Genomic DNA, 21,941 nt, shown 5'->3' on the forward strand with positions numbered 1-21,941 from the left:
ATTAGAAATTAACCTTAAGGCCTAAGTTCCAGGTTCTACCAAAACCGTAGTAAACAAATGCTGACTGAGCATCATTGTTGCTTCCATCATTTGCATCTGCAACATATTTCTCATCAAAGAAATTGTAAACGTTACCGTAAAGTGACGCATTGAAATCACCGATCATAAACTTGTAGGTAAGGTTTACATCCATCAACGTATATGAAGGCACTTTCCATGCTTCTACATTATCCTCTGGAGAAGTTCGTGAGGTAGGATCATACGATGCATATAGGTTATCATAGAAATTCACATCAGCTCCAATGAATAACCCATCCAATAAGTTATATCTCACACCTAGAGCTGCGGTTGTTTGTGCAGCATCCCCAACTCTCAAGTTTTCTATATAAACATCAATTGGATCTCCAACCTGAACATTATTCTCATCTTCGATGATCACATCGTTGATGTTGTTCAGCCATCTCCAATCGCCAACTGAAGCCATATACGTGAACGATAGTTTAGAATTTACCGTATACTTTCCATCCACTTCAACACCCTGGTGGAGCGCGTCAATTCCGGTGATGTTACCGAAAATGGTGTTTCCATCATTGTCCGTTCTTACGATTGTATATGCTCTGTTATTCCACTCTGTTCTGTAAACATTTACATTCAAACTCAAAGGACCTCTTCTCATACCATAACCTATCTCAGCACTGAAGATTGTCTCATTCTTAGCTTCAGTATTCGCTTCATTTGATCTTCGATCAGTGAACACGTTTCTGTAGAAAGGAGCTTTAGAAAACGTTCCTATATTAGCATAAACATTATTGTAATCATCCAGGTTGTAGTTAGCTCCACCTTTGAACTGATATCCGAAGAAATTGATATTATCCGTTTTCTGATTCTCCGCTAATAATGCGTTTAACTCCTCAGTTCCGCCTGCCAGATTTTCATACTGGGTTCTAACAGCTGCATCAGAATTGATATTTGCCTTAGTCTCATCACTTAATGTATTGAAATACTCTGTTTGAGCATAAGAAGTATTTGAAAGAGATACTGTTACAAAAGCAGACAACTTTTCTTTCGAATATTCTGCCTGAGCGAATACACCTTGCCAGCCTACATGACCATCGTAGTTGTAGTTATACTTATCTCCTTTTCTTAAAGTTCTCACTGGATTATTGATGTCATCATCATTTAAGATGAACTCACCACCTAGCAAGTCAGTAACTTCATAAAAGTGCTTACCCAGGTAACTTCTCAAGTCCAATCCTCCCAATAAAGTAATATTTTCATTCAGCTGATGATTTACAGATGAAAGAATACCGTACCAATTGTGATCATTTCTTGATGCTCTTAGCCAAGCTTCAGACTCACCAGTTACACTAGACTCATTTCTATCTACAAGTGCATCGATATTAAGTGTACCGTAAGGTCCACCAACTCGATTATTTCTGGCAGGGTCAAAATCACCACCGGTTCCTCCGCCTCCACCAGAACCCCAGGAAGCATAGACTGCAGTTGAGACATCTGTTTTGTTACTGATTGTCCAGTAGTGGTTTAAAGATAGCTGTGGTTTGTGGTAGAAATTATCTTCTACATGCAACAATTGACCATTTTTATATCCCCAATCCGGGTTGTACTTGATTCCACTTTCAGATAATTCATAATCTTCAAGTGTGCTTCTGTTTTGTCTTTGACCGTGGCGTTGTTTTGCACCCACTGCGGTGAAGGTTACTTCATGACTATCGTTAATCTTCTTCGCAATGTTTGCAAAGTAAGAGAACCCTAAAAATTCGGTTCCATCAACGTAACCATCTCCCTGAGTCTTAGCTCCTGAAATAGTAAATGCCCATCCATTGTCCTTCAATCCTGAAGAAAGTGAAAATCCTACTTTCGAATAAGCATCATTTCCTGTTGCCACATACACGTGACCACCTTCAGCTCTATCAGTCGCTTTAGAAACAATATTGATTGTTCCACCGATTGATGGCACGGCAACTTTAGAAGCTCCAAGTCCTCTTTGAACCTGCATGCTTGTAGTTGCGTCAGTTAATCCAGCCCAGTTTGACCAAAAAATCCGACCGTTTTCCATGTCATTTACAGGAATTCCGTTGATCATAACCGCAACATTCTCACTGTTAAATCCTCGAACATTGATTCTTCCATCTCCGAATCCACCACCAGCTTTGGTAGCGTATACACCTGGAGTAGACTTAAGAATCTCAGGAAACTCCTGACTTCCTATTTTCGTCTCAATTTCAGCTTGTGTGATTCTAGATACAGCAACCGGCGTTTTACGATCAATTGCAAATGAAGCAATTACCTGGACTTCCGCTAATCCAACGGCATCTGATTCAAGTCTGATCGCAGATAAATCTGAGCTACTAGATACATCTTTGGATAAGAATCCAACATAAGAAATTTCCAACGTAGCACCATTAGGTACTTCAATTGAAAAACTTCCCTGCATATCAGTAATGACTCCATTACTTGTTCCTTTTTCAAGGATTGTTGCTCCAATAAGAGCTTCACCGGTCTCCGCGTCAATCACCTTCCCTGATACTGTAGACTGTGCGAAGATTACAGTTACACTCAGGGCCAACATTAAAGTCAGTAGAGTTTTTTTCATCATAAAATTGGTTTATAGTTACAAGGTTGCAAAAGTAGAATCTACTATCTAAGCAGACGTTTCTTTACGTTTAAGTTTCACAGGCCACATTTAACAAATAGATAACAAACAAAATTTGGCAAAGTGATCTGTATCCCAGCCACGAAAATAACTAATCGAGTAGAGAATGAAAATTTTGAATCAGGTAGTTGACTTAGAAAAATTGGCAATGGCTGCCCTGACAGTTTTGTGCTTAGCTAATAGATCATTTGCCTGTTCTCGTGTGACCGACAACTGATCCATTATCATCAACACGCCTCGCTCCACCAACTTATCATTGCTGAGCTGCATGTCTACCATTTTATTGCCGGAAACATGACCCAATTGAATCATGACAGAGGTAGAAATCATATTCAATATGAGCTTCTGAGCAGTTCCCGCTTTCATTCGGGTACTACCGGTCACAAATTCCGGTCCGACCAATGCTTCGATCGGAAATTGAGAAACTTTGGACAATGCTGTATGTTCATTACAGGTGATACAACCGGTCAAACAACCAAACTCATGTGCTGAGTCGACAGCTCCGATCACATAGGGGGTTCTTCCTGAAGCAGCTATTCCGATAACTGTATCTTCCTTACCAACATTAAATTCTTGCAGGTCTTTCCAACCTTGCTTGGCATCATCTTCGGCAAATTCCACTGCCTTTCGAATAGCACCATCTCCTCCGGCAATAATTCCGACAACCAACCCGTGATCAACACCAAATGTGGGCGGGCACTCTGATGCATCTACTATCCCCAACCTTCCGCTTGTGCCTGCACCTATGTAAAATAGACGACCCCCTTTTTTCATCCGGGGGACAATTTCTGATACCAGGCTTTCAATTTGGGGAATGCATTGTTGAACAGTGCCAGCAACAAACTGATCTTCCTTATTGATATTGGTCAATAAATCTGACACGGTCATTGACTCTAAATGATCATAACGGGAATCTGATTCGGTTAAAGACGTTTTACTCATATTTTTGATGATATAAAACTAATCCTGAAATTGGCGACTGTACAATATTCTTAATATAAAACCCTCTTTCATTTCCTACCTCTCTTAAGATATCTGAGAAATGATATGCAACCGATCCGGAAAAATGAAATGGAAGGTCAGATGTGCTGTTCCGGAAAAATCCATCAAAAAAATCTTCAAAAGAAGATGTAATCAATCTAAACATATCCGGTTGATGCTTGTGTTCATGTATGAAAGGGGCAAAAGAGGCTAGAAGTTGATTAGGTTTTGGGGTTGTGTAAAGTTTTTGAATTGCTTCATGGGGTGTGAGGCTATATTGATTTTGAAAAAGATGGATCACCTCGTCTGAAAAGTATTTTCTAAAGACTCCTTGTAAAAGCTTTTTTCCGAGGTATGCACCACTCCCTTCGTCTCCTAAAACATATCCCAATGAAGCACTTACTTTATTCACTTCTTCTCCATTGTAGTAACATGCATTTGCTCCTGTCCCAAGGATACAAACATTGCCCTCTTCCTTGCCGCAAAGTGATCTTGCCACACCCAGAAGATCGTTTTTTACTATTACTCGATTTCCAAATAATGAACTCAACGAAGAAGCAATCTCGGTGCACTGTTGGGTCGTATCCGCTCCGGCAGCATAAAAAAATACCGGAGTATCTTTTTTAATCCCTTTTAAAAAAACATCTGCTATGCTTGATTTAAGATCCGCAATGCTATGCGTGAAAGCATTAAACCCAATCGTTTCAAACTGCTCAATATTTCCATCGTTTACCACTCTCCATTGAGTACCGGTACCTCCAGCGTCACCCACAATGAACGTTTGTTCAGGCATTGGCCGATTTATAAATTCTCTCAATTATCTCGACGGTTTTCAACCCCTCTAGTCCATTTGTAGAAATACTTCCTTCATTGAGCAACACATCAATGAGATTTTCATAAACCCGATCGTGATTACTCATACTGCCCTGGTACTCACCATACTCATTTGCCGGATTCCCTTCCTTCAGCTCTCCGATTTCTTCACCTTCGAAAGACTGGTATTCCAATTTGTTCAAATACTGACCTCCTACTTTAACAGTCCCTTTTTCTCCAAAAATGGTGATAGATCCTTCCATATTTTTTGCAAAGGAATTGACCGTATAGTTCACGGTACCAAGCACTCCATTTTTGAATTTTAATGCAACTGCTCCTGAGTCCTCAAACTCAATCACCCCTTGATGCGCATAATTTTCAATCATTGCGTAGGCTTCTTCCACATCACCGATCATCCAATATAACAAGTCTATAAAGTGACTAAACTGGGTAAATAGCGTACCGCCATCTAATTTCTTGGTACCCTTCCATTCGGATTTTTCGTAATAGTCAAAATTTCTGTTCCAAAAACAGTTAAGTTGAATCGAATAGATCTTCCCAAAATCTCCTCTGTCAATTTTTTCCTTTACTGCTTCGATCGCAGGGTTGAACCTATTCTGTTTAACAATGAATAATCTTCGATTGCACCTTTCAGCTGTTTTGATCATTTCCTCACAGTCCGAAGAGGTTAATGCCATGGGTTTTTCACATAGAACATGGAATCCGGCATTGAAAGAGGCTATTGTATGCTCAGCATGCAGTCCATTTGGGGAACAGATGGCTACCACATCCATCTCTTTGGTTTGAAGAAAATCATCAATAGAATCGAAAGAGGGAACACCATACTCTTTGCCCAAATTATCTGCCCGCTCTTTTCTAGCATCACAAACTGCTGCTAAAACTCCAAGCTTATTAATATGTTTGGCATGCCTTTGGGCAATCCGTCCGCAACCAATAATTCCTATTCGAATTTTACTCATCACTAATTAATTCTTCCAGTTTTTTGACCAAGTTTTCATGAGAAAATTCCCTAAGCAAAGATGTTACATCCTTGTCATTGGGTAATCTTTCATTTTCAAAAATATCTTCTAAAAAGTTCCTGATACCATCAACTTCAGAATAAGACAATACTTCACCGACATCCTTAGGGTTCATCAAGTCTCCTAAGTCACTTTTTCGTTCGCCAAGACCTAAAATCATTCGCCGAGCACTCAGGTACTCGAAAAATTTAACGGGAAGAATCCAGTTTGAATTATTGGACTTGTTCAGTAACAACAATAAGACGTGGCATTTACGATATTCTTCCTGCATTGAATCATGAGGTAGATATCCCAAAAATTCGACTTTACTCCGAAGTTCACTTAATTCATCTATCTCCTCTTTTATGGATTCAGAGACGATTCCTCCAATTCTCACACGCAGTTTTGAAGCAAAAACCTGATTTTCACGACACATTTGATCGAGCAATTGCCATAGTTGGCGTGGGTTTCTGAGTTCATTCAACATTCCGAAATATCCAATCGTAAAGTTGGAAAATTCGAGCTCACTTTTATTCAAGGCATCTGATGTGACTCCATTATGCAGTACCTCAATGCCTCCAAATGATTGCGCTAACCTAGCACTCACAGTTACTGCAACATCAGCCTCTTCTTTGACTCGTGATTCCAGCTTTCTGTGAACGCCACGGATGATTGTGCTGGTATTTAACTTCTCTAACACATCCCATTCACTCCATGGATCACGAAAATCCGCAACCCATTTTACCTTGGTGGCTTTCCTCACTCTTCTGCCAATCAAATGCATACTATGCGGCGGGCCTGTTGTTATTACTGTACCTATATCATGTTCTTTCACCAGAGAGATCGCTTTTTTGGAAGCAGTTCTCACCCAAAAAACCCGAGGGTCAGGAACCAAAAGATTACCACGAACCCAAATCATCAATTTGTCCTTAAAAGATCGAGTCGTTTTTTCAAGGACTAAACCCTGCTGAACATTCTTTCGATCTTTATTTCCTGTTAGCTTATGAAACAGATTGAACGGCTCCCATATGGGTAGCTTGTATACAGGGATATCTTTTACTTTTTCAAGAAGCTTCTCATCTTTAATCTCAAATTGCGGATTTTCAGGAGTAAGAATTATTGGGTCCCATCCACGATTATTTAGTTGAATGGCATAATTCATCCATCGCTGCACTCCTACCCCTCCACTGGGCGGCCAATAATAGGTAATGATTAAGATTTTACGATTCTGGGTCATGGGTAGAAATGGCAAATCAACATAAATCCGGCTTCCTAAAGAAGTGCCTTTTCAATTAGTGCTTTAATTTCATCAACCTGATCAGGTTCAAACCAATGAATGTCATCATATTTATTGAACCAGGTCAACTGCCTTTTGGCATACCTTCGGCTATTTCTTTTGAGCAACCGAATCGCTTCCTCCCGGTCGTATGCTCTGTCAAAAAAATCAAATATTTCCGAATATCCCACCGTCTGCAAGGCATTGTGATTTTTGTGTTTATAAAGAGCTTTAGCTTCTTCAAAAAGTCCGGCTTTTATCATCAGGTCCATCCTCAGATTAATTCGTTCAAAAAGTTTTTCTCTTTCCAAATTCAACCCGATTTTTAACTGCTCGTATGGCATCTCTCTCGTATTCGCGCGCCTGAAATAAGAAAAAGGCTTCCCGGTTCCACGGATAACCTCTAATGCTCGAATGATCCGCTGACCATTCATTTTATCGACCTCTTCATAATATTCCGGATCCAAGTCTTTTAACTGGTCCAGCAAGTGAGTCAAGCCATTCTCTCCAAGCTCTTCATTTAACTCTTTTCGGATATTGAGATCGACCTCCGGCATGTCATCAAACCCTTCCCATATAGCTTTCAAGTACAGTCCTGATCCGCCAACCGCGATAACGGTCTTCTTAGTTTGATGAATTTCAACAATTTTTTTCTCCGCATCTCTACCAAATGCTCCAGCGCTATAAATTTCCTTTATGGAATGGGAGTCTATAAAATGATGTGGAACTAACGCTAGTTCTTTGGGAGATGGCTTGGCCGTGCCAATGGTCATCTCCTGATAAAATTGTCGTGAATCGGCGGAGATAATTTCCGTTTCCAGCCATTGTGCAAGTTGAATAGCCAGAGCTGTCTTACCTACGGCGGTAGGTCCAACGATAGATATTAATAAGGGTTTGTTCGAAATAGCCATCATTTGAATGGCTAAAATGCCTAATTTTATTCGATATGGCTGAGGTAGAAAACGATATTGATGAACTAAAGAAGAAAATAGCCAAGCTTCAAGGTCAGTTAGATAATACTCAGCGAGATTATTACACGCTGGTTGAAAAGACCAATCAAAACCTCAAAGACCTTTTTGACAACTCAAATGACCTGATTATCATTTTTAGGCGCACCGGAGAAATTCGCTTTGCCAATGAAGCTGTCAAGAAAAAACTCGGCTACTCAGAAGAAGAAATTATTGACATGAAATTTCTTCAAGCAGTACATCATGAATATCAAAGAGGCACTCTTCAAAATATTTTAAAAATTACAGCAGGTAGCCGTTTCGAACGGTTTGAGACGGTCCTGATTTCTAAGTCGGGGAAAAACATATATGTGACAGGCAAAATGACGTCTGTTTTCGAGAATGATGAGCCGGTAGAATATCGATGCGTATTTTATGATATCACCGAGAGAATTCGGGCAGAAAGTGCTCAGAGTCTGTATTATCAGATTGCAAACATTACCATTACTGAGAATGACTTAGAGCAACTCTACAAGAATATCTACCATCAGCTAAATCAAATGTTGAAGGTCCAAAACTTTCAAATTTCCTTAAAAGAAGGTAGGAAGTACCGGAAAGTTTTCTGGATCAATCAGAATGCAGAATCTGAAAATTTCTCTTTTGACGTAGATCAAACACTCATGGACTACACGGTCCAACGCGACCGATCGCTGATTATTTATAAAGATGGAATAGAAAAGATTGGTCAGCAGGATAAAATCGAATTCAAAGACCCTATTCCTAAGATTTGGCTGGGAGTAATTATTCGAACAGCTTCTGAAATGGGAGTAATGTCCATTTGCAGCTACCATGACCAGAGTGCCTTTAACAATAAAGATCTGGAGCTACTTGACTATATCGGTGGCCAGATAAGTCTGGCCATGGAGCGCCAGCACAAAGAGGAAAAGATTGAAAACCAGGCAGCCACTTTAGGAGCCATATTCGATAGTAGCACACACGAAATCTGGTCTGTTGATCGGGATTTTAGATTTACCTCTTTCAATCAAAATTATGAGACCGCATTCAAGAAATACTATGGCATAGCACCAAAAGTTGGGACCAGTATCAATGAGGTAGATCATGACCTGTTGAACAAGGAGGTTAAGAAATTTTGGATTGCCAAATATGCTGATGCCTTCAAAGGAAAATTCATCAACTTTCAAACGAACAATCTGGACAAGAATGGGAAGATGGTCTGGCGTGAGGTTTTTGTCAACCCCATATTCTTACCCAATGGACGAATTGAAGAGCTTTCCATCATTGCGAATGATATAACCGAAAAGAAGGAGTCAGAGAGTGCGTTAATAGCGAGTGAAGAAAAATTCCGTACCATATTTGAATCCTTTCAGGACATCTATTTTCGATGTGATACAGAAGGAAAAATCACGATGATTAGTCCTTCAGTACAGGAAGTCTTGGGTTATGCGTCGAGCGAGGTGATAAATACCAATATCTTGGAATATGCAGACAGAACCAGGCAAATTTTAGAAATTGGAAAAAGAATAACGAAAGAAGAACGGATAAGAAACGTAGAGGGGACGCTGAAAACGGCAAAAGGAAATAAGCTGCAATTCTTTTTTAATATCAGGTTAATTAACAAGGACGATGGATCTGTAGAAATAGAGGGGGTAGCAAGGGACATATCTCAACTGAAAAAGACCAATGAAGAACTGAAAAGAGCCAAGGAGATGGCAGAACGTTCATTAAAAATCAAAGAGCGATTTCTTGCAAACATGAGTCATGAAATTCGAACTCCGATGAACGGAATCATTGGGATGATTGACCTGCTGGCCAGTACGAGTTTGGATAACGAACAGTCTGAGTATGTTAAAACGATTAATAAATCCTCTCAGACATTGCTCAACATTTTGAATGATATACTTGACCTTTCTAAAATTGAGGCCGGTAAAATGGACCTTCGGCAGCAACCTCTTCATCTGGTGAAAACAATCGAAAAAGTATACGATCTATTTTCTCAGCAGGCCTCATCGAAAGACAATAACCTTTATTATCACATTGACGAAAAAATTCCGGATTGGATTCTTGGGGATGAAACCAGGCTAATCCAGGTCCTTTCTAACCTGACTTCTAATGCCATTAAATTCAGTGAAAGCAAAGGAAACATCAATATGAGCATCCGCCTGGTCAAGCAGAGAGGTAAACAATTTGTGTTTAAAGTTTCCATCAAAGATTCAGGTATCGGCATTTCCGAAGAAGATCAAAAGAGCTTGTTTCAAAGCTTCCATCAATTGGATAATAGTAGCTCTAAGAATTTTGGCGGAACCGGATTGGGACTGGCCATATCACGCGAGTTAGTTAAATCAATGAAAGGAGAGATTGGAGTAGTTTCAACCCCAGGGCTGGGCAGCACCTTTTGGTTTACATTCATGGCAGAGGAAGTTTCTCCAGACCTGGTAAAGGCTACTAAAACCGACAAACCATTTACGAAAGAATTTACCGGCAAACAGCCAAAAATCTTACTTGTGGATGATAATGATGTGAACAGAAAAGTGGCAAGCAGTATCATGATTAAGTCCGGGTGCCAGGTAGAAGAAGCTTTTGATGGATTTCATGCGATTGAAAAAATCTCTCAGGAAGATTTTGATTTAATCTTCATGGACATACAAATGCCTAAAATGGATGGGATAAAAGCTACATCTGAGGTGAGAAAACTCGAGCATGGATCTAATACTCCCATTATTGCCATGACAGCATACTCCATGGAAGAAGATCGGGAGAGATTCCTGAAGGCAGGGCTGGATGACTATCTCGCCAAACCCATTAAAGCCGAGATGTTAATTGAAAAAATCAAAAAGTGGGTTGACTTTAAACCTCTTGAAGTTTCCATTGACTCGATTGCAGAAAAAACGGAGGAATTAGTTATCAATCAAAATACACTCAATCAGCTGGCAAAATTTGGAGGGCAGGAACTCATAGAATCAACATTGATAGACTTTGAAGAGGAAGCTGAGCTACTTGTGACTAATACGGAGAAGTTTCTTGCCAGCAAGGATTATGAGAAAATGAAAGGCGAACTTCACACCTTAAAAGGAAATGCGGGGACATTAGGAGTAGAAAAATTATCCAAGCAAGCAGCTTTTATTGAAAAACGATTAAAAGAAAATAAATTTGAAGGGTTAGATAGTGAAGTACAAGTTTTGAAGGACTTGTTTAATGAGTTTAAAGAAAGTAGCCAAAATCTATTAGTCACCAATGAGTAAAAAAATAATTGTAGCTGAAGATAGCAGCGTAATTCAAAACCTAACGAGAAAAATCTTGTCTCAACTAAACTATGAGATCTCCTCTGTCAAAAATGGACAACAAGTCCTCGATCTTTTGCAAAAGGATGATTTCAGCCTGGTTTTATTAGATATACATATGCCCGTCATGGATGGCATGGAATGCGCCAAACAAATTCGGAGCATGGATGGGAGCAACAACAACATCCCAATAATTGCCATTACAGGCAATGCGAATAATTATACAATGGAGGATTTTGAGCAGGTAGGAATTAATGCTTTCATCCCTAAGCCGCTGAATTATGATTCTGTGGTAGAAATGGTGAAAAAGTATACGGATGACAATTAAATACACCAATCATTTTTTAAATAAACTGGAGGATATCCTCTCCGAAACTGACTACATCCTTCGGTACGAGAAAGGAAATTTTCAATCAGGATACTGCATTCTGAATGAAAGTAAGGTCGCTGTTGTCAATAAGTTTTTCGCTCTTGAAGGTAAGGTCAACAGTCTCATTGAAATCATTAGGTCCATTCGGATCGACCCATCCAGACTCAGCGAAAACAATAAAAAGCTGTATTCAGAAATCACCAATAATCAATTGCAGCTGTGAAGGTCACGTTTCTTGGTACCGGAACCTCACAAGGGGTACCCGTCATTGGTTGTCATTGCGATATTTGTACTTCAGTGGACTTTAGAGATAATCGACTGAGGTCTTCCATTTTTGTTGAAATGAATGGTGTCCATATTGTTGTAGATACCGGACCTGATTTCCGTCAGCAAATGTTGCGAGCTCGAGTCAATCGGTTAGACGCGGTGCTCTTCACGCATGCGCATAAAGACCATACAGCCGGAATGGATGACATCAGAAGCTACAACTTTCGGCAAAAAAAGGATATGCCTGTTTATGCCCGAACAGAGGTGCAAGACCAGCTGAAAAGGGAGTTTTCATACATCTTTTCAGAGAGTAAATACCCGGGAATACCCAGAATAGCACTTCATACGCTTGATGGTTCTCCGTTTGAAGTAGAGGGACAAACTATTGTACCTGTTGAGGTGATGCACCATAAGCTGTCTGTTTACGGTTTTCGTTTTGGAGATTTTACCTACATCACCGATGCTAACTATATCTCAGAAGAGGAAAAAGAAAAAATCAAAGGATCAAAAGTGATCGTCTTAAACGCATTGCAGAAAGAAGATCACATCAGTCATTTCACCATGGATGAGGCGGTCGAATTGATGCAGGAATTAAATCCGGAGAAAGGCTACCTCACCCACATCAGTCACCGACTTGGATTACACGCTGAAGTTTCTAAGGAACTACCTGAGAACATTGAGCTAGCCTGGGATGGACTGCAATTGTCAATTGAGGATCATTAATTGCCAATTGGTATGTTTCATAACTATTTTTTTCTAAAAAGGCTTGCTCCGCAACTGGAAAAAGAGCTAAAAGGATTGGCGTTGCTCGAATGTTTCTCACAAAATAAGGACGAGCTCATTCTTGGATTTGGAGATAAAGATCGGGAGTTCTACATCCGAGCCAACCTGGATCCAAATGTTTCGCTTCTCTCCTTTCCGGAGCAATTTGCACGGGCTGGAAAAAACAGCGTCGACCTATTTCCTCAATTACTTGACAAAACCGTCACCAAGGTTGAGGTCTTTCGATTTGAAAGATCTTTTCAGATCCTATTTGCAGATGAAGCGTTGATCTTTAAAATGCATGCACGCAGGGCCAACATACTCTATCTGAAGAATGGTGAGGTGAACAGTATTTTCAGAAAAAATCTCAGCCAGGATTTAGAGATTAATCCGGCGGATTTGCATAAGGACATTGAGATTTCCCAGCAACAATTTGTGGCTCATGGATGCAATCCGATTGAGTTAATTCCGGCACTGGGAAAAGAAGTGAAAATGTATCTCGAGGAAACTGGTTTTTATGAGCTAATAGACCGGGAGAAATGGATCCACTTTCAGGAATTGCTAAGTAAACTCGACATAAATCCAATTTTCCTGCATGATGGTCCGGCTATTAGTCTTGTGAAGCAAAGCACAGAAAAAGCAGAGCGTGCAATTGCAGCAACAAATTGGCTCTATAACAAGACCGTTCGAAGTTTTTACTTTGAGAAAGAAAAGGCTGACGGTATCTCCAAACTCAAACAGCGAATCAAAAAATCCGAGAATTACATTTCGAAAACACGTAGTAAGCTGGCCCAAGTTGAAAATTCGAGAAGTCCGGAAGAACTAGCCAACATCCTCATGGCAAACCTCCACAGTCTGCAAACAGGGTTGACCAAAGCGGTACTCCACGATTTTTATACCGATCAGCCAATTGAAATTAAGCTCAACCGAGAACTGAGTCCTCAAAAAAATGCAGAAAATCTATATAGAAAAGCCAAAAACAGGCATCAGGAAATCAATGCGCTGCAAGAAAACATTGCAGCTAAAGAAAAACTAATTGATAAACTGAGCCGGCAAATTCTTCACATTCAGGAAATAGCAGACACCAAAGAACTGAGAAGGTATTTCAAAGATCATGGTCTGACACAAAAGGAAAAAGTCAAAACAGAAAACCTCCCCTATCATTCCTTCGAAGTAGACGGGTGGCAGATTCTATTGGGCAAAAATGCCAAAGCGAACGATGAGTTAACCCTAAAGGTGGCCAACAAAAACGACCTGTGGCTTCACGCTAAAGACGTGGCTGGCTCACATGTTGTGATACGACAGCAACCCGGACAGAACTACCCTGCTCATATCATTGAAAAAGCGGCGGCTTTAGCTGCGGCTAATTCCAAACGGAAAACGGACACCTTGTGCCCGGTGATTTACACAGAAAAGAAGTTTGTGCGTAAGATGAAAGGATCCCCAGCCGGGCAGGTAATTGTAGAGAAAGAAGAAGTGGTCATGGTTGAGCCAAAATCGCTGGATCAATGAGATGCACAGCTAAAAATCGAGCATTTTGTTCGTCTCCACTCGCCAATTAATTCTCAAATCCTTAATTTTTCCGCTTGAACGTCATGAACTGCATAAAAATAATGTTTTGCACGGGTTTGTGGCGTTTACATGATCGTTATTCTCTTCATAAACGACACCATACAAACCTTGCCGTTATATAGCTATAAATTGATCCAAGAAAGATTGTATGAACAATAAGACCATTTATAAAGACGCACCTGAATATTGCGGTTATTATTTCGATTTAATACAATCAGATGATTTGTTTTCGGAATTTGAAAAAAGCAAAGAATTAACCCTCAACGTTTTTGAATTAATTTCTCCTGAATTAGAAAACTATTCCTACCTGTCAAACAAATGGACCATTAAGGAAGTCTTTCGACATATAATAGATATGGAAAGAATCTTCGCGTATAGAGCTTTTCGGTTTTCACGATTTGACGAGACAGAATTATCAGGTGTAGAAGAAAATGACTACATAGAAAAAGTAAAGCAAACCGATGTAAAGCTGTCTGACTTACAAGAAGAATATCTAGCCGTTCGAAATTCAACAATTTGGATTTATAGAAATATTAAACCCGAAATGTTAGATTTTAAAGGAACTGCCAATAAACAACCCTATACAGCCAGGACGCTTGGTTTTGCAATGATTGGTCACAACATACATCATTGCAACTTTATTAAAACGAAGTATTTGAACCAGTAAGCAAAAACAAGGAGCCATAAAATACGTCTCGTTGTGCCTACTAGTTTTTTGACGTTCATAAGACATTTCTATTGAGAATAGCGTCGTTTCCGTAAATTAAAACAGTGCTCCTCGTAATTTCATATCTATGGAGAGGACTAAAGCCCCCGCTATTTTTCTCGTACCGGAGAATTCCTCCTTCGAATTGAATTTTCAATCGCACTACTTTGAAAACGAATCTGCTGTTTTTGTTCCAGCTGACCAGTTTATTCTCACAAGTACTGACACTAAGTGCTTTCAGGTTAATCCCAAATCTCCAAAAAATTATCGCTACCTCTTCTCCCGCGTGCTTTCAGTAGGTCATGTTGAAGCAGACGAAAAAATAAAGGTAACTCAGAGTCAGGAAATACTTGATTACTCAAATAAAAAATGGAAAAGCTTAAACCCTTTTAATACGAATGAAGAAGAGCTGGAAATGCTTTTTGACACGAATGAATGGCTTGATAAAAATGTTGAAGCAGCATTGGATATAAAAAATAAAATCCTTTCATACTCAGAAATACAGCAGCTTTCAAAGGAAAAACTCAACCTCACGCTTTTTCAATGGAAGAATCATAAACTTATTAATCAGGCCAGGCAAACACTTTTCGAATCGGGGGGCTCGATAAAGGAAACATCGTACGCATTAGGGTTTAAGGATACAGCCTACTTCTGTAGGTTTTTCAGAAACAACACCACTCTTTCGCCTAGAGAGTTTATTGAGCAGATAACGGATAAACCTCGTGAAAAAAAGATTCTTAACGATTTCAAGTCTCTGCTCAAACAGTATGTAGACAAAGAACATCAGGTTGTATTTTATGCAAATCAATTAAACCTGACATCCAAAAGCTTAAGTCGACTTGTAAAATCCGCCACTGGAAAGGGCGCTAAGAAACACATTGAAACCGCATTAATCTCAAAATCGAAATCACTTTTGAAGGAAGGACACGCTGTTGGTTCAGTAGCTTTTGGACTTGGCTTTGAAGAAATCAGCCATTTTTCAAATTTTTTCAAACACCATACCCATCAAACCCCATCCGAAGTGGTAAAAAGTACCATTGAATAGGTATTTTTTGTAAACACGCTGGCACCTCCTCACACTTGCTTTGCATTGTCAATAAACTATAAAACAATGCAAGAATTAGTAACACAAATGGACAACATGGTACTGAGAGGAGAGATTCCTCAGGCAGTAGCCAAATTCTTTAGCGAAGAGGCTCAAACCCGAGACGTGGACGGATCAGAGACGACTACTCGGGAACAAGCGGTACAAAAGCTGACCGGATTTGTCGGCAGTATCGCGCAGGTAAATGAAATCTCTCTGTTAAACAGCTCGATCAGGGACGATATAAGCATGTCAGAATTCCTATTTCATTTCAATATGAAGGACGGAAGTGAAATTAAATGGCACGAGGTGATTCGCCGGAAATGGCAGAATGGCTTAGTAGTAAACGAAACATATTTCCAAAACTAAAATCGAAAAAAATGAAAAACATCATAGCAACTTTCCTAATGGCATTTTGTGCCTTGGCAGTATCAGCACAAGAATATAACATCGATGATAGCAAGATCGCCCTGGGTGGGTATAGCCCTGTCTCGTACCTTGATTTACAGTTAGCTCAGCGTGGCTCAAAAGAGTATGTATCGGAGGTAGATGGAGTGAAATACTTTTTTACTTCAGCAGATCAAAAAAAATCATTCGACGCAAACCCCGAAAAATACCAACCTCAATATGGAGGCTGGTGTGCAACCGGAATAGCAATAGGTGCAAAATTCAGAGTAGATCCAAACAAGTTTGTGGTAAAAGATGGAAAATACTACCTGTTTCTAAACAGCATCGAAGTGGACGCCAAACAGGTTTGGAATGAAAAAGGGCATAACAACATGGTGAAAAATGCCAATGAAAACTGGAAGAAACTAAAATCAATGTAGTTTCTCCGGGCTTTAATTATGGTTGAATGTTAAGGGCGAAAGCAATTTCGTCCTTTTTTTTTAATTACTTAAACATTTATTAATGATATTCGTATTGATAACTTAAACATTTATTAATCTAATGGAATCGATTGGATCACTTGAAGAAATTGTATTGATGATTTTGCTACGCAATGAGAAAATCAACAGTGTAGATATCGCAAAAGAATACGAGGATGCACTAAGCAAAAACATTTCTATCCCAGCTATACATGTTGTGCTAAAACGCATGGAGAAGAAAGGCTGGGTAAAGTCGAAATTTGGTGAGCCTACTGCCGAAAGAGGGGGTAGACGAAAACGCATCTACTGGGCAACAACCACAGCGTACCAGATAGTAAGCGAGTTGAATGACGTTAAGGTTCGTCTTTGGAATGGAGTGACCAAACCATCGCTTGAATATGTCCAAGTCTAATCCTCCAAAATGGGCCGATTGGCTGATCCAAAGACTTTGTGTTTCCCACCTGCTGGAGGAGATTCAGGGAGATTTGCATGAAGCCTTTTATTGGAGAGCTGAAAAGAAAGGCATCTTTCGTGCCAGACTGCTTTTTGTTTTCGAAGTAATTCGATCGCTTCGTTTTTCAACACTGAAACCTACTAACTATCTAAATCAATACCTTATGATGTACCAAAACTATGTCAAAACAGGATGGAGATTTCTCAAAAAAAATAAACTCTACTCAAGTCTGAATATCCTTGGCCTTGCTCTCGGTATATCATTCTGCTGGCTTGCATATCTATATGGCAATGATGAATTGAGCTTTGACAAGCACCTTCCGGATCACGAACGACTTTATCGAATCGTGTCAGACTTTAGGCGTGGAGACGACATTCACTACATCGGTGGAAGCTCCAATTTCATGTCTGTTCAATTTGAGGAGAAAATCCCCGAGATAGAAAGTATCGCGCGATTCAAGTCTGATTATGGTTTGATAAGAAAAGGTGAAGAAACCATCGGTCAATCATTTATCATGGCAGATTTAGAAATGGTCAAAATTCTGGATTTAAAATTCCTGGAAGGTACGCCATCAACTTTTGATCAGCCCAACGATATCATTATTTCTGAAAAACTGGCTGGTAAATTAGACCTGAGAGGCAAAGCGGTCGGTGCTATTATTTCGCTGATTAGAGGGAAGGAGTTTGAAGACTTTATAGTACGAGGTGTTTATCAGGATATCCCAGAAAACACTTCGATCCGAAGGGACCTTATCATGTCTTACAGCAACTACCTTACAAATGCTCCCGAAAGAAGACTCACCACATGGTTTGACATCAACATGAACTCTTTGGTAAAACTAAAAAATGTATCATCACTTTCAAGTGCTCAGGAAAAGATGAACCTACTTCATCAGGAGAATGAGCCAGATAGTGAGGATGGCTTTGTTATTCTAAAACTTCAGCCTATTGCTGAGATTCACCTAAATGACGACTATGGTCACTACAACGGAATTTCACGTGGCGGAAGTACTACTATGATTCGCCTTTTTGTCGGAATTGGTTTTTTCTGCCTTATCATATCTATGATCAACTATTCCAATTTTAACATTTCGCTTTATATCAATAGAGCCAGGGAAGTAGCTCTCCGAAAAGTTATTGGCGCAGAAAAAGGCGGAATATTTAGCCAACTGATTACAGAATCCTTTATTTCTTCGCTCCTCTCAGGTGGTCTTGCACTCGTTCTTATGATGTTTCTGCTGCCCGGTTTTTCATCATTTGTAAACAAGAATTACAGTCTCTCATATCTAGCCGACTGGAACTTTATATTAGGTGCTATTGGGATTTTGATCGGAGTGGCATTCATCAGCGGAGTGTATCCAGCGTCTGTGCTTTCGAGATTCAAAATCATTAAAAGCTTAAAAGGTGAACAGAAAATCAAGTCAGGCAAATGGATTACTCAATCACTGCTTGGGCTTCAGTTTATTATCTCTACTGTATTGGTAGCCGGAATGCTCACCATGAACAATCAGATCAAGTATCTAACCTCATTTGATACCAAAATCAATTATAAGAATGTGATTTACATGGACTATATCCAAGCAGAAGAAAGTCAGATCACACCTTTTGTGCGAGAACTGTCGCAGATGCCAGAGGTGGCGAGTGTGGCTGCTATTTCCAGCTACAATGGCACGCGCATTAAAGGAGAAAATCAATTTGATGTTCGCCACCTGCGTATTCACAATGACCTATTGAATCTGTTAGATATCAACCTTGTACTAGGTAGAAATTTTGATCCTAAAATTGGTACAGATGAAACTCAAGCGATTTTGGTAAATGAGACGTTTGTCTCAAAAATGGGTCTCAAAAATCCCATTGGTGAAATCGTATCTTTCGAATACGGTGATTTGATCAATCCGAAAATTATTGGAGTTGTCGAGGATTATCATTTTGAATCAGTCAAAAATTTAGTAGATCCTCTTGTGATCTATAAAGCTCCGGTCAGCCCGTTACAATCAGTTTATCTCAAAATCAGTAACGGTACCGTTTTTAATCAAGAAAAATTTGATGTGGTCTGGGCAAAGCATTTCGATCCATTTCCATTCGATTTTAGCTTCCTGGAAGAAGAATATATGAGTGCCTACAGACAGGAAAATCGTATGATGCAACTGCTTGCAACTGGTTGTTTCGTTTCCATATTTTTAGCATCTATGGGACTGTTGGGAATCGTAGGTCTTCAGCTCAACATACGACTCAAAGAAATCAGTATTCGAAAAGTGCTTGGGGCATCTCCTGGAAACTTATACAAAGTATTCACCAAGCGATTCCTTATTATTATTTCTTTGGGATTGACAGGTGGGTTAATTATTGGGCATATCCTGATAAACAAGTGGCTTGAAAATTATCCCTATCATGTAAACTTTGGTGCTGGCATCATTGGAGTCACGATTGTTATCACTATCACCATCGCCTTAATTGCCATTGTTTCTCAAGTTTTTAAAGTAGTGAAGACCAATCCCGTACAATACCTCAAGGACGAGTAAGCAAATTTCATTAAAGCTCCCTACTTTCGCCAGACAACTAATTCAACTATGTCTACATTAGAACTCATCGGGTGGCTGGGAGCCGGCTGTTTACTTATCGGATTCGCTCTGAATCTTTTTCAGAAAATCCATGCTGAATCCAATGCCTACCTCCTTCTCAATTTAATCGGCTCACTTTTGCTCCTTTACAACGCCTACATGAATGGCGCATTCCCTTTTGTGGCAGTCAATTTTGTGTGGGTCGTATTTTCAGCTTTCAAGTTGGTACAAATGAGAGTAAAGGCCTGATGGACGGAACCAAAAGAAGCGATATTCAAGTAGGCACTGAAGTAGCTGTTGTACAAAAGCATCACCAGCGATCAGGTGAGCTCACAGAAGGGATTGTCAAGCGGATACTTACGAAATCGCCAACACACCCTCATGGCATCAAAGTCATGTTAGAAGACGGAATTGTCGGAAGAGTTAAGCAGGTTTTAGAGTAAAGAAGAAATCCATTGGTCGTTTTATTTGCTTATTGGTCGATGTGGTCTTCCAATCCGTCTTATAAAAAAAACTGTAGGCTGGTTCACGGTATATATTAGTGAAAATATTAACCAAAATAACCATTTTCCATGAGCATCAGGATCCTGACTTTATCAATACTAGCCTTACTTTCGTTTGAATTGCTTGCACAAGATTCGAGACACAAGAAGAAGATATTCAAAGACGAGGAAGGTAAAGTTTTTGTAAACAAAGACCTGCCTGTTTACTTAAGCGTTTCTTCAACGCCAGACGGTAGTGATCGTGAGATACTGGATGGTAAAAATCCGGCTTATAGTAGCCCCATGTATCTCGATTCTGAAGGTTATAATACCATCCGTTCTCCATGGCAAGTGGACCCTGAAACCAAAAAGGTTGTTTACCCCAAAGCAGAAGTCATATTTGAACTTTATGCAGATAGTAAGCCACCCAAAACTGCCATTGATTTTGATTCAGAGAAATTGGCCAGAGTCGGTGAACAAATTGTAATGAAAGCAGGAAAGGTGAGCTTCTCCGCAATCGACGAAACCTCAGGCATAGAAGCAATCTATTACTCAGTGGATAATGGGCCTTTTGAGAAATATACCAGTCCATTAGCTTTTAATGACGAAAAGTCCAGTGCTATTGCATATTACTCGGTAGATAATGTAGGTAATGTTGAAGAAATTTCGACTGTAAATCTATTAATTGATAACTCTGCGCCTGTAAGCGCACTCAATGTCGAAGGTGATAAATCAGAGGATGTACTATCTGCACGATCAACAATACTTTTAGAAGCAAAAGACAATTCTTCAACTAACAGCAAGATATTTTACACGATTGATGAGGGAAAGACCTATGTGTATTTAAATCCCATTGCAATTACGAATCTCAGCGAAGGCGAGCATACGGTAACCTACTTCGCAGTGGATGATGTAGACAACAATGAGGAAAAGAAATCCTACACCTTTTATTTGGACAAGTCCGCACCAAGAGTCATTGATGAAATTATCGGTAATACGTTCATCGCCAATGGCAAAGAGTACTATTCGGGAAGAACCAAGCTTAAGCTAGTCGCAATGGACAATAAAGCTGGCGTTAAAGAAATTAGATATTCCGTCAACGGTGGAGAATTTAAACTGTATGAAAGTCCGTTTTATTTGACTGAGGCTGGAAACCTCAATATTGAGGTATTGGTCATGGACAAGGTGAACAACCGAGTGAGAAGTGCAGAATTTTCGGATAAAAACAACCTCCTAAGCTATGTAGATCTAGCAGGTCCAAAACTCGGACATTCAGTAGCAGGACCCTCATTTACAGTCAAAGACACGATTTACATTTCAAAAGCAACCACGATTAGTTTGAAGGGTTCAGATGACGATTCAGGTTTTAAAGAAATTGATTACCAAATCGATAATGGTGCTTCAAGCACCTACGCAGAGCCATTTAGCATCGAGTCCGGAGGATTTCATACCATCACCTATAATGGATATGATAACTTATCCAATTCGAGCACCGAAAGCATGATTTGTATGGTAGACAATGAAGGCCCTGAAGTTTTCAACAGATTCAGTATAAACAGCAACAAAACGAAGATCATCGAAGGTGAAACTGTAAATGTATATCCACCGCATGTGGTGTTGTTCCTTTCCTCGACAGACAAGGGTGCCGGACTAGACAAGATTAGCTATCAGGTAAATGGCGGTACTATGCTACCTTACAGAAGTTTAATCGAGAATTTCAAGAAAAACAGGCTCTACAGAATTAATGTATTGGTTTTGGATAAGCTTGGTAATGAAAATCAGGAAGAAATTGCATTCTATATTGAATGA

20 protein-coding genes are annotated in these 21,941 nt (G+C 39.7%); 14 read left to right on the plus strand and 6 right to left on the minus strand.

Translation table 11 applies throughout. The features are described 5' to 3' along the window. Position 1: 1 nt before the first annotated feature. The 6 genes from ACO05G_RS12005 to miaA all read right to left on the minus strand — a co-directional run bounded on the left by ACO05G_RS12005 (position 2) and on the right by miaA (position 7,677). Complete coding sequence (locus tag ACO05G_RS12005; RefSeq protein WP_421763004.1) at positions 2-2,617, minus strand: TonB-dependent receptor; 2,616 nt, start codon at positions 2,615-2,617, stop codon at positions 2-4. Between the two features lie 177 nt (positions 2,618-2,794). Continuing rightward, on the minus strand, positions 2,795-3,616 hold the full coding sequence (gene murQ / locus ACO05G_RS12010) for an N-acetylmuramic acid 6-phosphate etherase (protein WP_421763005.1): 822 nt from the start codon (positions 3,614-3,616) through the stop codon (positions 2,795-2,797). After that, positions 3,609-4,448, minus strand: coding sequence for a hypothetical protein (locus ACO05G_RS12015; RefSeq protein WP_421763006.1), 840 nt, complete (start codon positions 4,446-4,448; stop codon positions 3,609-3,611). The genes murQ and ACO05G_RS12015 overlap by 8 nt, the downstream gene beginning before the upstream one ends. Then, positions 4,441-5,448 carry a Gfo/Idh/MocA family protein gene (locus ACO05G_RS12020; RefSeq protein ID WP_421763007.1) on the minus strand — a complete coding sequence of 336 codons (1,008 nt, stop codon included), beginning with the start codon at positions 5,446-5,448 and terminating at the stop codon, positions 4,441-4,443. The genes ACO05G_RS12015 and ACO05G_RS12020 overlap by 8 nt, the downstream gene beginning before the upstream one ends. Then, positions 5,441-6,724, minus strand: a complete 1,284-nt coding sequence (locus ACO05G_RS12025; RefSeq protein WP_421763008.1) for a hypothetical protein — start codon at positions 6,722-6,724, stop codon at positions 5,441-5,443. The genes ACO05G_RS12020 and ACO05G_RS12025 overlap by 8 nt, the downstream gene beginning before the upstream one ends. Before the next feature lie 35 nt (positions 6,725-6,759). Next, complete coding sequence (gene miaA / locus ACO05G_RS12030) at positions 6,760-7,677, minus strand: tRNA (adenosine(37)-N6)-dimethylallyltransferase MiaA (RefSeq protein ID WP_421763009.1); 918 nt, start codon at positions 7,675-7,677, stop codon at positions 6,760-6,762. A gap of 32 nt (positions 7,678-7,709) precedes the next feature. Between miaA and ACO05G_RS12035 the strand changes: the two genes are divergently transcribed. The 14 genes from ACO05G_RS12035 (at position 7,710) to ACO05G_RS12100 (ending at position 21,941) form a co-directional block, all read left to right on the plus strand. Beyond that, positions 7,710-10,970 carry a PAS domain S-box protein gene (locus ACO05G_RS12035; RefSeq protein ID WP_421763010.1) on the plus strand — a complete coding sequence of 1,087 codons (3,261 nt, stop codon included), beginning with the start codon at positions 7,710-7,712 and terminating at the stop codon, positions 10,968-10,970. Continuing rightward, complete coding sequence (locus tag ACO05G_RS12040) at positions 10,963-11,337, plus strand: response regulator (protein ID WP_421763011.1); 375 nt, start codon at positions 10,963-10,965, stop codon at positions 11,335-11,337. The genes ACO05G_RS12035 and ACO05G_RS12040 overlap by 8 nt, the downstream gene beginning before the upstream one ends. Beyond that, positions 11,327-11,602 carry a hypothetical protein gene (locus ACO05G_RS12045; RefSeq protein ID WP_421763012.1) on the plus strand — a complete coding sequence of 92 codons (276 nt, stop codon included), beginning with the start codon at positions 11,327-11,329 and terminating at the stop codon, positions 11,600-11,602. Before ACO05G_RS12040 ends, ACO05G_RS12045 begins: the two co-directional genes overlap by 11 nt. Further along, positions 11,599-12,369: an MBL fold metallo-hydrolase gene (locus ACO05G_RS12050; RefSeq protein ID WP_421763013.1), complete on the plus strand. Its 771-nt coding sequence runs from the start codon at positions 11,599-11,601 to the stop codon at positions 12,367-12,369. The genes ACO05G_RS12045 and ACO05G_RS12050 overlap by 4 nt, the downstream gene beginning before the upstream one ends. Before the next feature lie 12 nt (positions 12,370-12,381). Further along, positions 12,382-13,920, plus strand: a complete 1,539-nt coding sequence (locus tag ACO05G_RS12055; protein ID WP_421763014.1) for an NFACT RNA binding domain-containing protein — start codon at positions 12,382-12,384, stop codon at positions 13,918-13,920. 208 nt (positions 13,921-14,128) lie between these two features. Beyond that, on the plus strand, positions 14,129-14,647 hold the full coding sequence (locus ACO05G_RS12060; protein ID WP_421763015.1) for a DinB family protein: 519 nt from the start codon (positions 14,129-14,131) through the stop codon (positions 14,645-14,647). A 127-nt stretch (positions 14,648-14,774) separates the two neighbouring features. After that, a complete protein-coding gene (locus ACO05G_RS12065) occupies positions 14,775-15,731 on the plus strand; it encodes an AraC family transcriptional regulator (protein WP_421763016.1) in 957 nt (318 codons plus the stop codon). Between the two features lie 66 nt (positions 15,732-15,797). Next, complete coding sequence (locus tag ACO05G_RS12070) at positions 15,798-16,139, plus strand: hypothetical protein (protein WP_421763017.1); 342 nt, start codon at positions 15,798-15,800, stop codon at positions 16,137-16,139. Between the two features lie 11 nt (positions 16,140-16,150). Beyond that, positions 16,151-16,597 (plus strand): YHS domain-containing (seleno)protein, encoded by a 447-nt coding sequence (locus ACO05G_RS12075; protein WP_421763018.1) that lies wholly within the window; start codon positions 16,151-16,153, stop codon positions 16,595-16,597. Between the two features lie 121 nt (positions 16,598-16,718). After that, positions 16,719-17,048 carry a PadR family transcriptional regulator gene (locus ACO05G_RS12080; protein ID WP_421763019.1) on the plus strand — a complete coding sequence of 110 codons (330 nt, stop codon included), beginning with the start codon at positions 16,719-16,721 and terminating at the stop codon, positions 17,046-17,048. After that, positions 17,035-19,611, plus strand: a complete 2,577-nt coding sequence (locus ACO05G_RS12085) for an ABC transporter permease (RefSeq protein WP_421763020.1) — start codon at positions 17,035-17,037, stop codon at positions 19,609-19,611. The genes ACO05G_RS12080 and ACO05G_RS12085 overlap by 14 nt, the downstream gene beginning before the upstream one ends. Before the next feature lie 48 nt (positions 19,612-19,659). Continuing rightward, on the plus strand, positions 19,660-19,899 hold the full coding sequence (locus tag ACO05G_RS12090) for a CBU_0592 family membrane protein (RefSeq protein WP_348283713.1): 240 nt from the start codon (positions 19,660-19,662) through the stop codon (positions 19,897-19,899). Then, positions 19,899-20,093: a YwbE family protein gene (locus ACO05G_RS12095; protein ID WP_421763021.1), complete on the plus strand. Its 195-nt coding sequence runs from the start codon at positions 19,899-19,901 to the stop codon at positions 20,091-20,093. The genes ACO05G_RS12090 and ACO05G_RS12095 overlap by 1 nt, the downstream gene beginning before the upstream one ends. A gap of 129 nt (positions 20,094-20,222) precedes the next feature. Next, positions 20,223-21,941: an OmpL47-type beta-barrel domain-containing protein gene (locus ACO05G_RS12100; protein WP_421763022.1), complete on the plus strand. Its 1,719-nt coding sequence runs from the start codon at positions 20,223-20,225 to the stop codon at positions 21,939-21,941.

Source organism: Ekhidna sp. (assembly GCF_965227465.1).
Taxonomy (GTDB): domain Bacteria; phylum Bacteroidota; class Bacteroidia; order Cytophagales; family Cyclobacteriaceae; genus Ekhidna.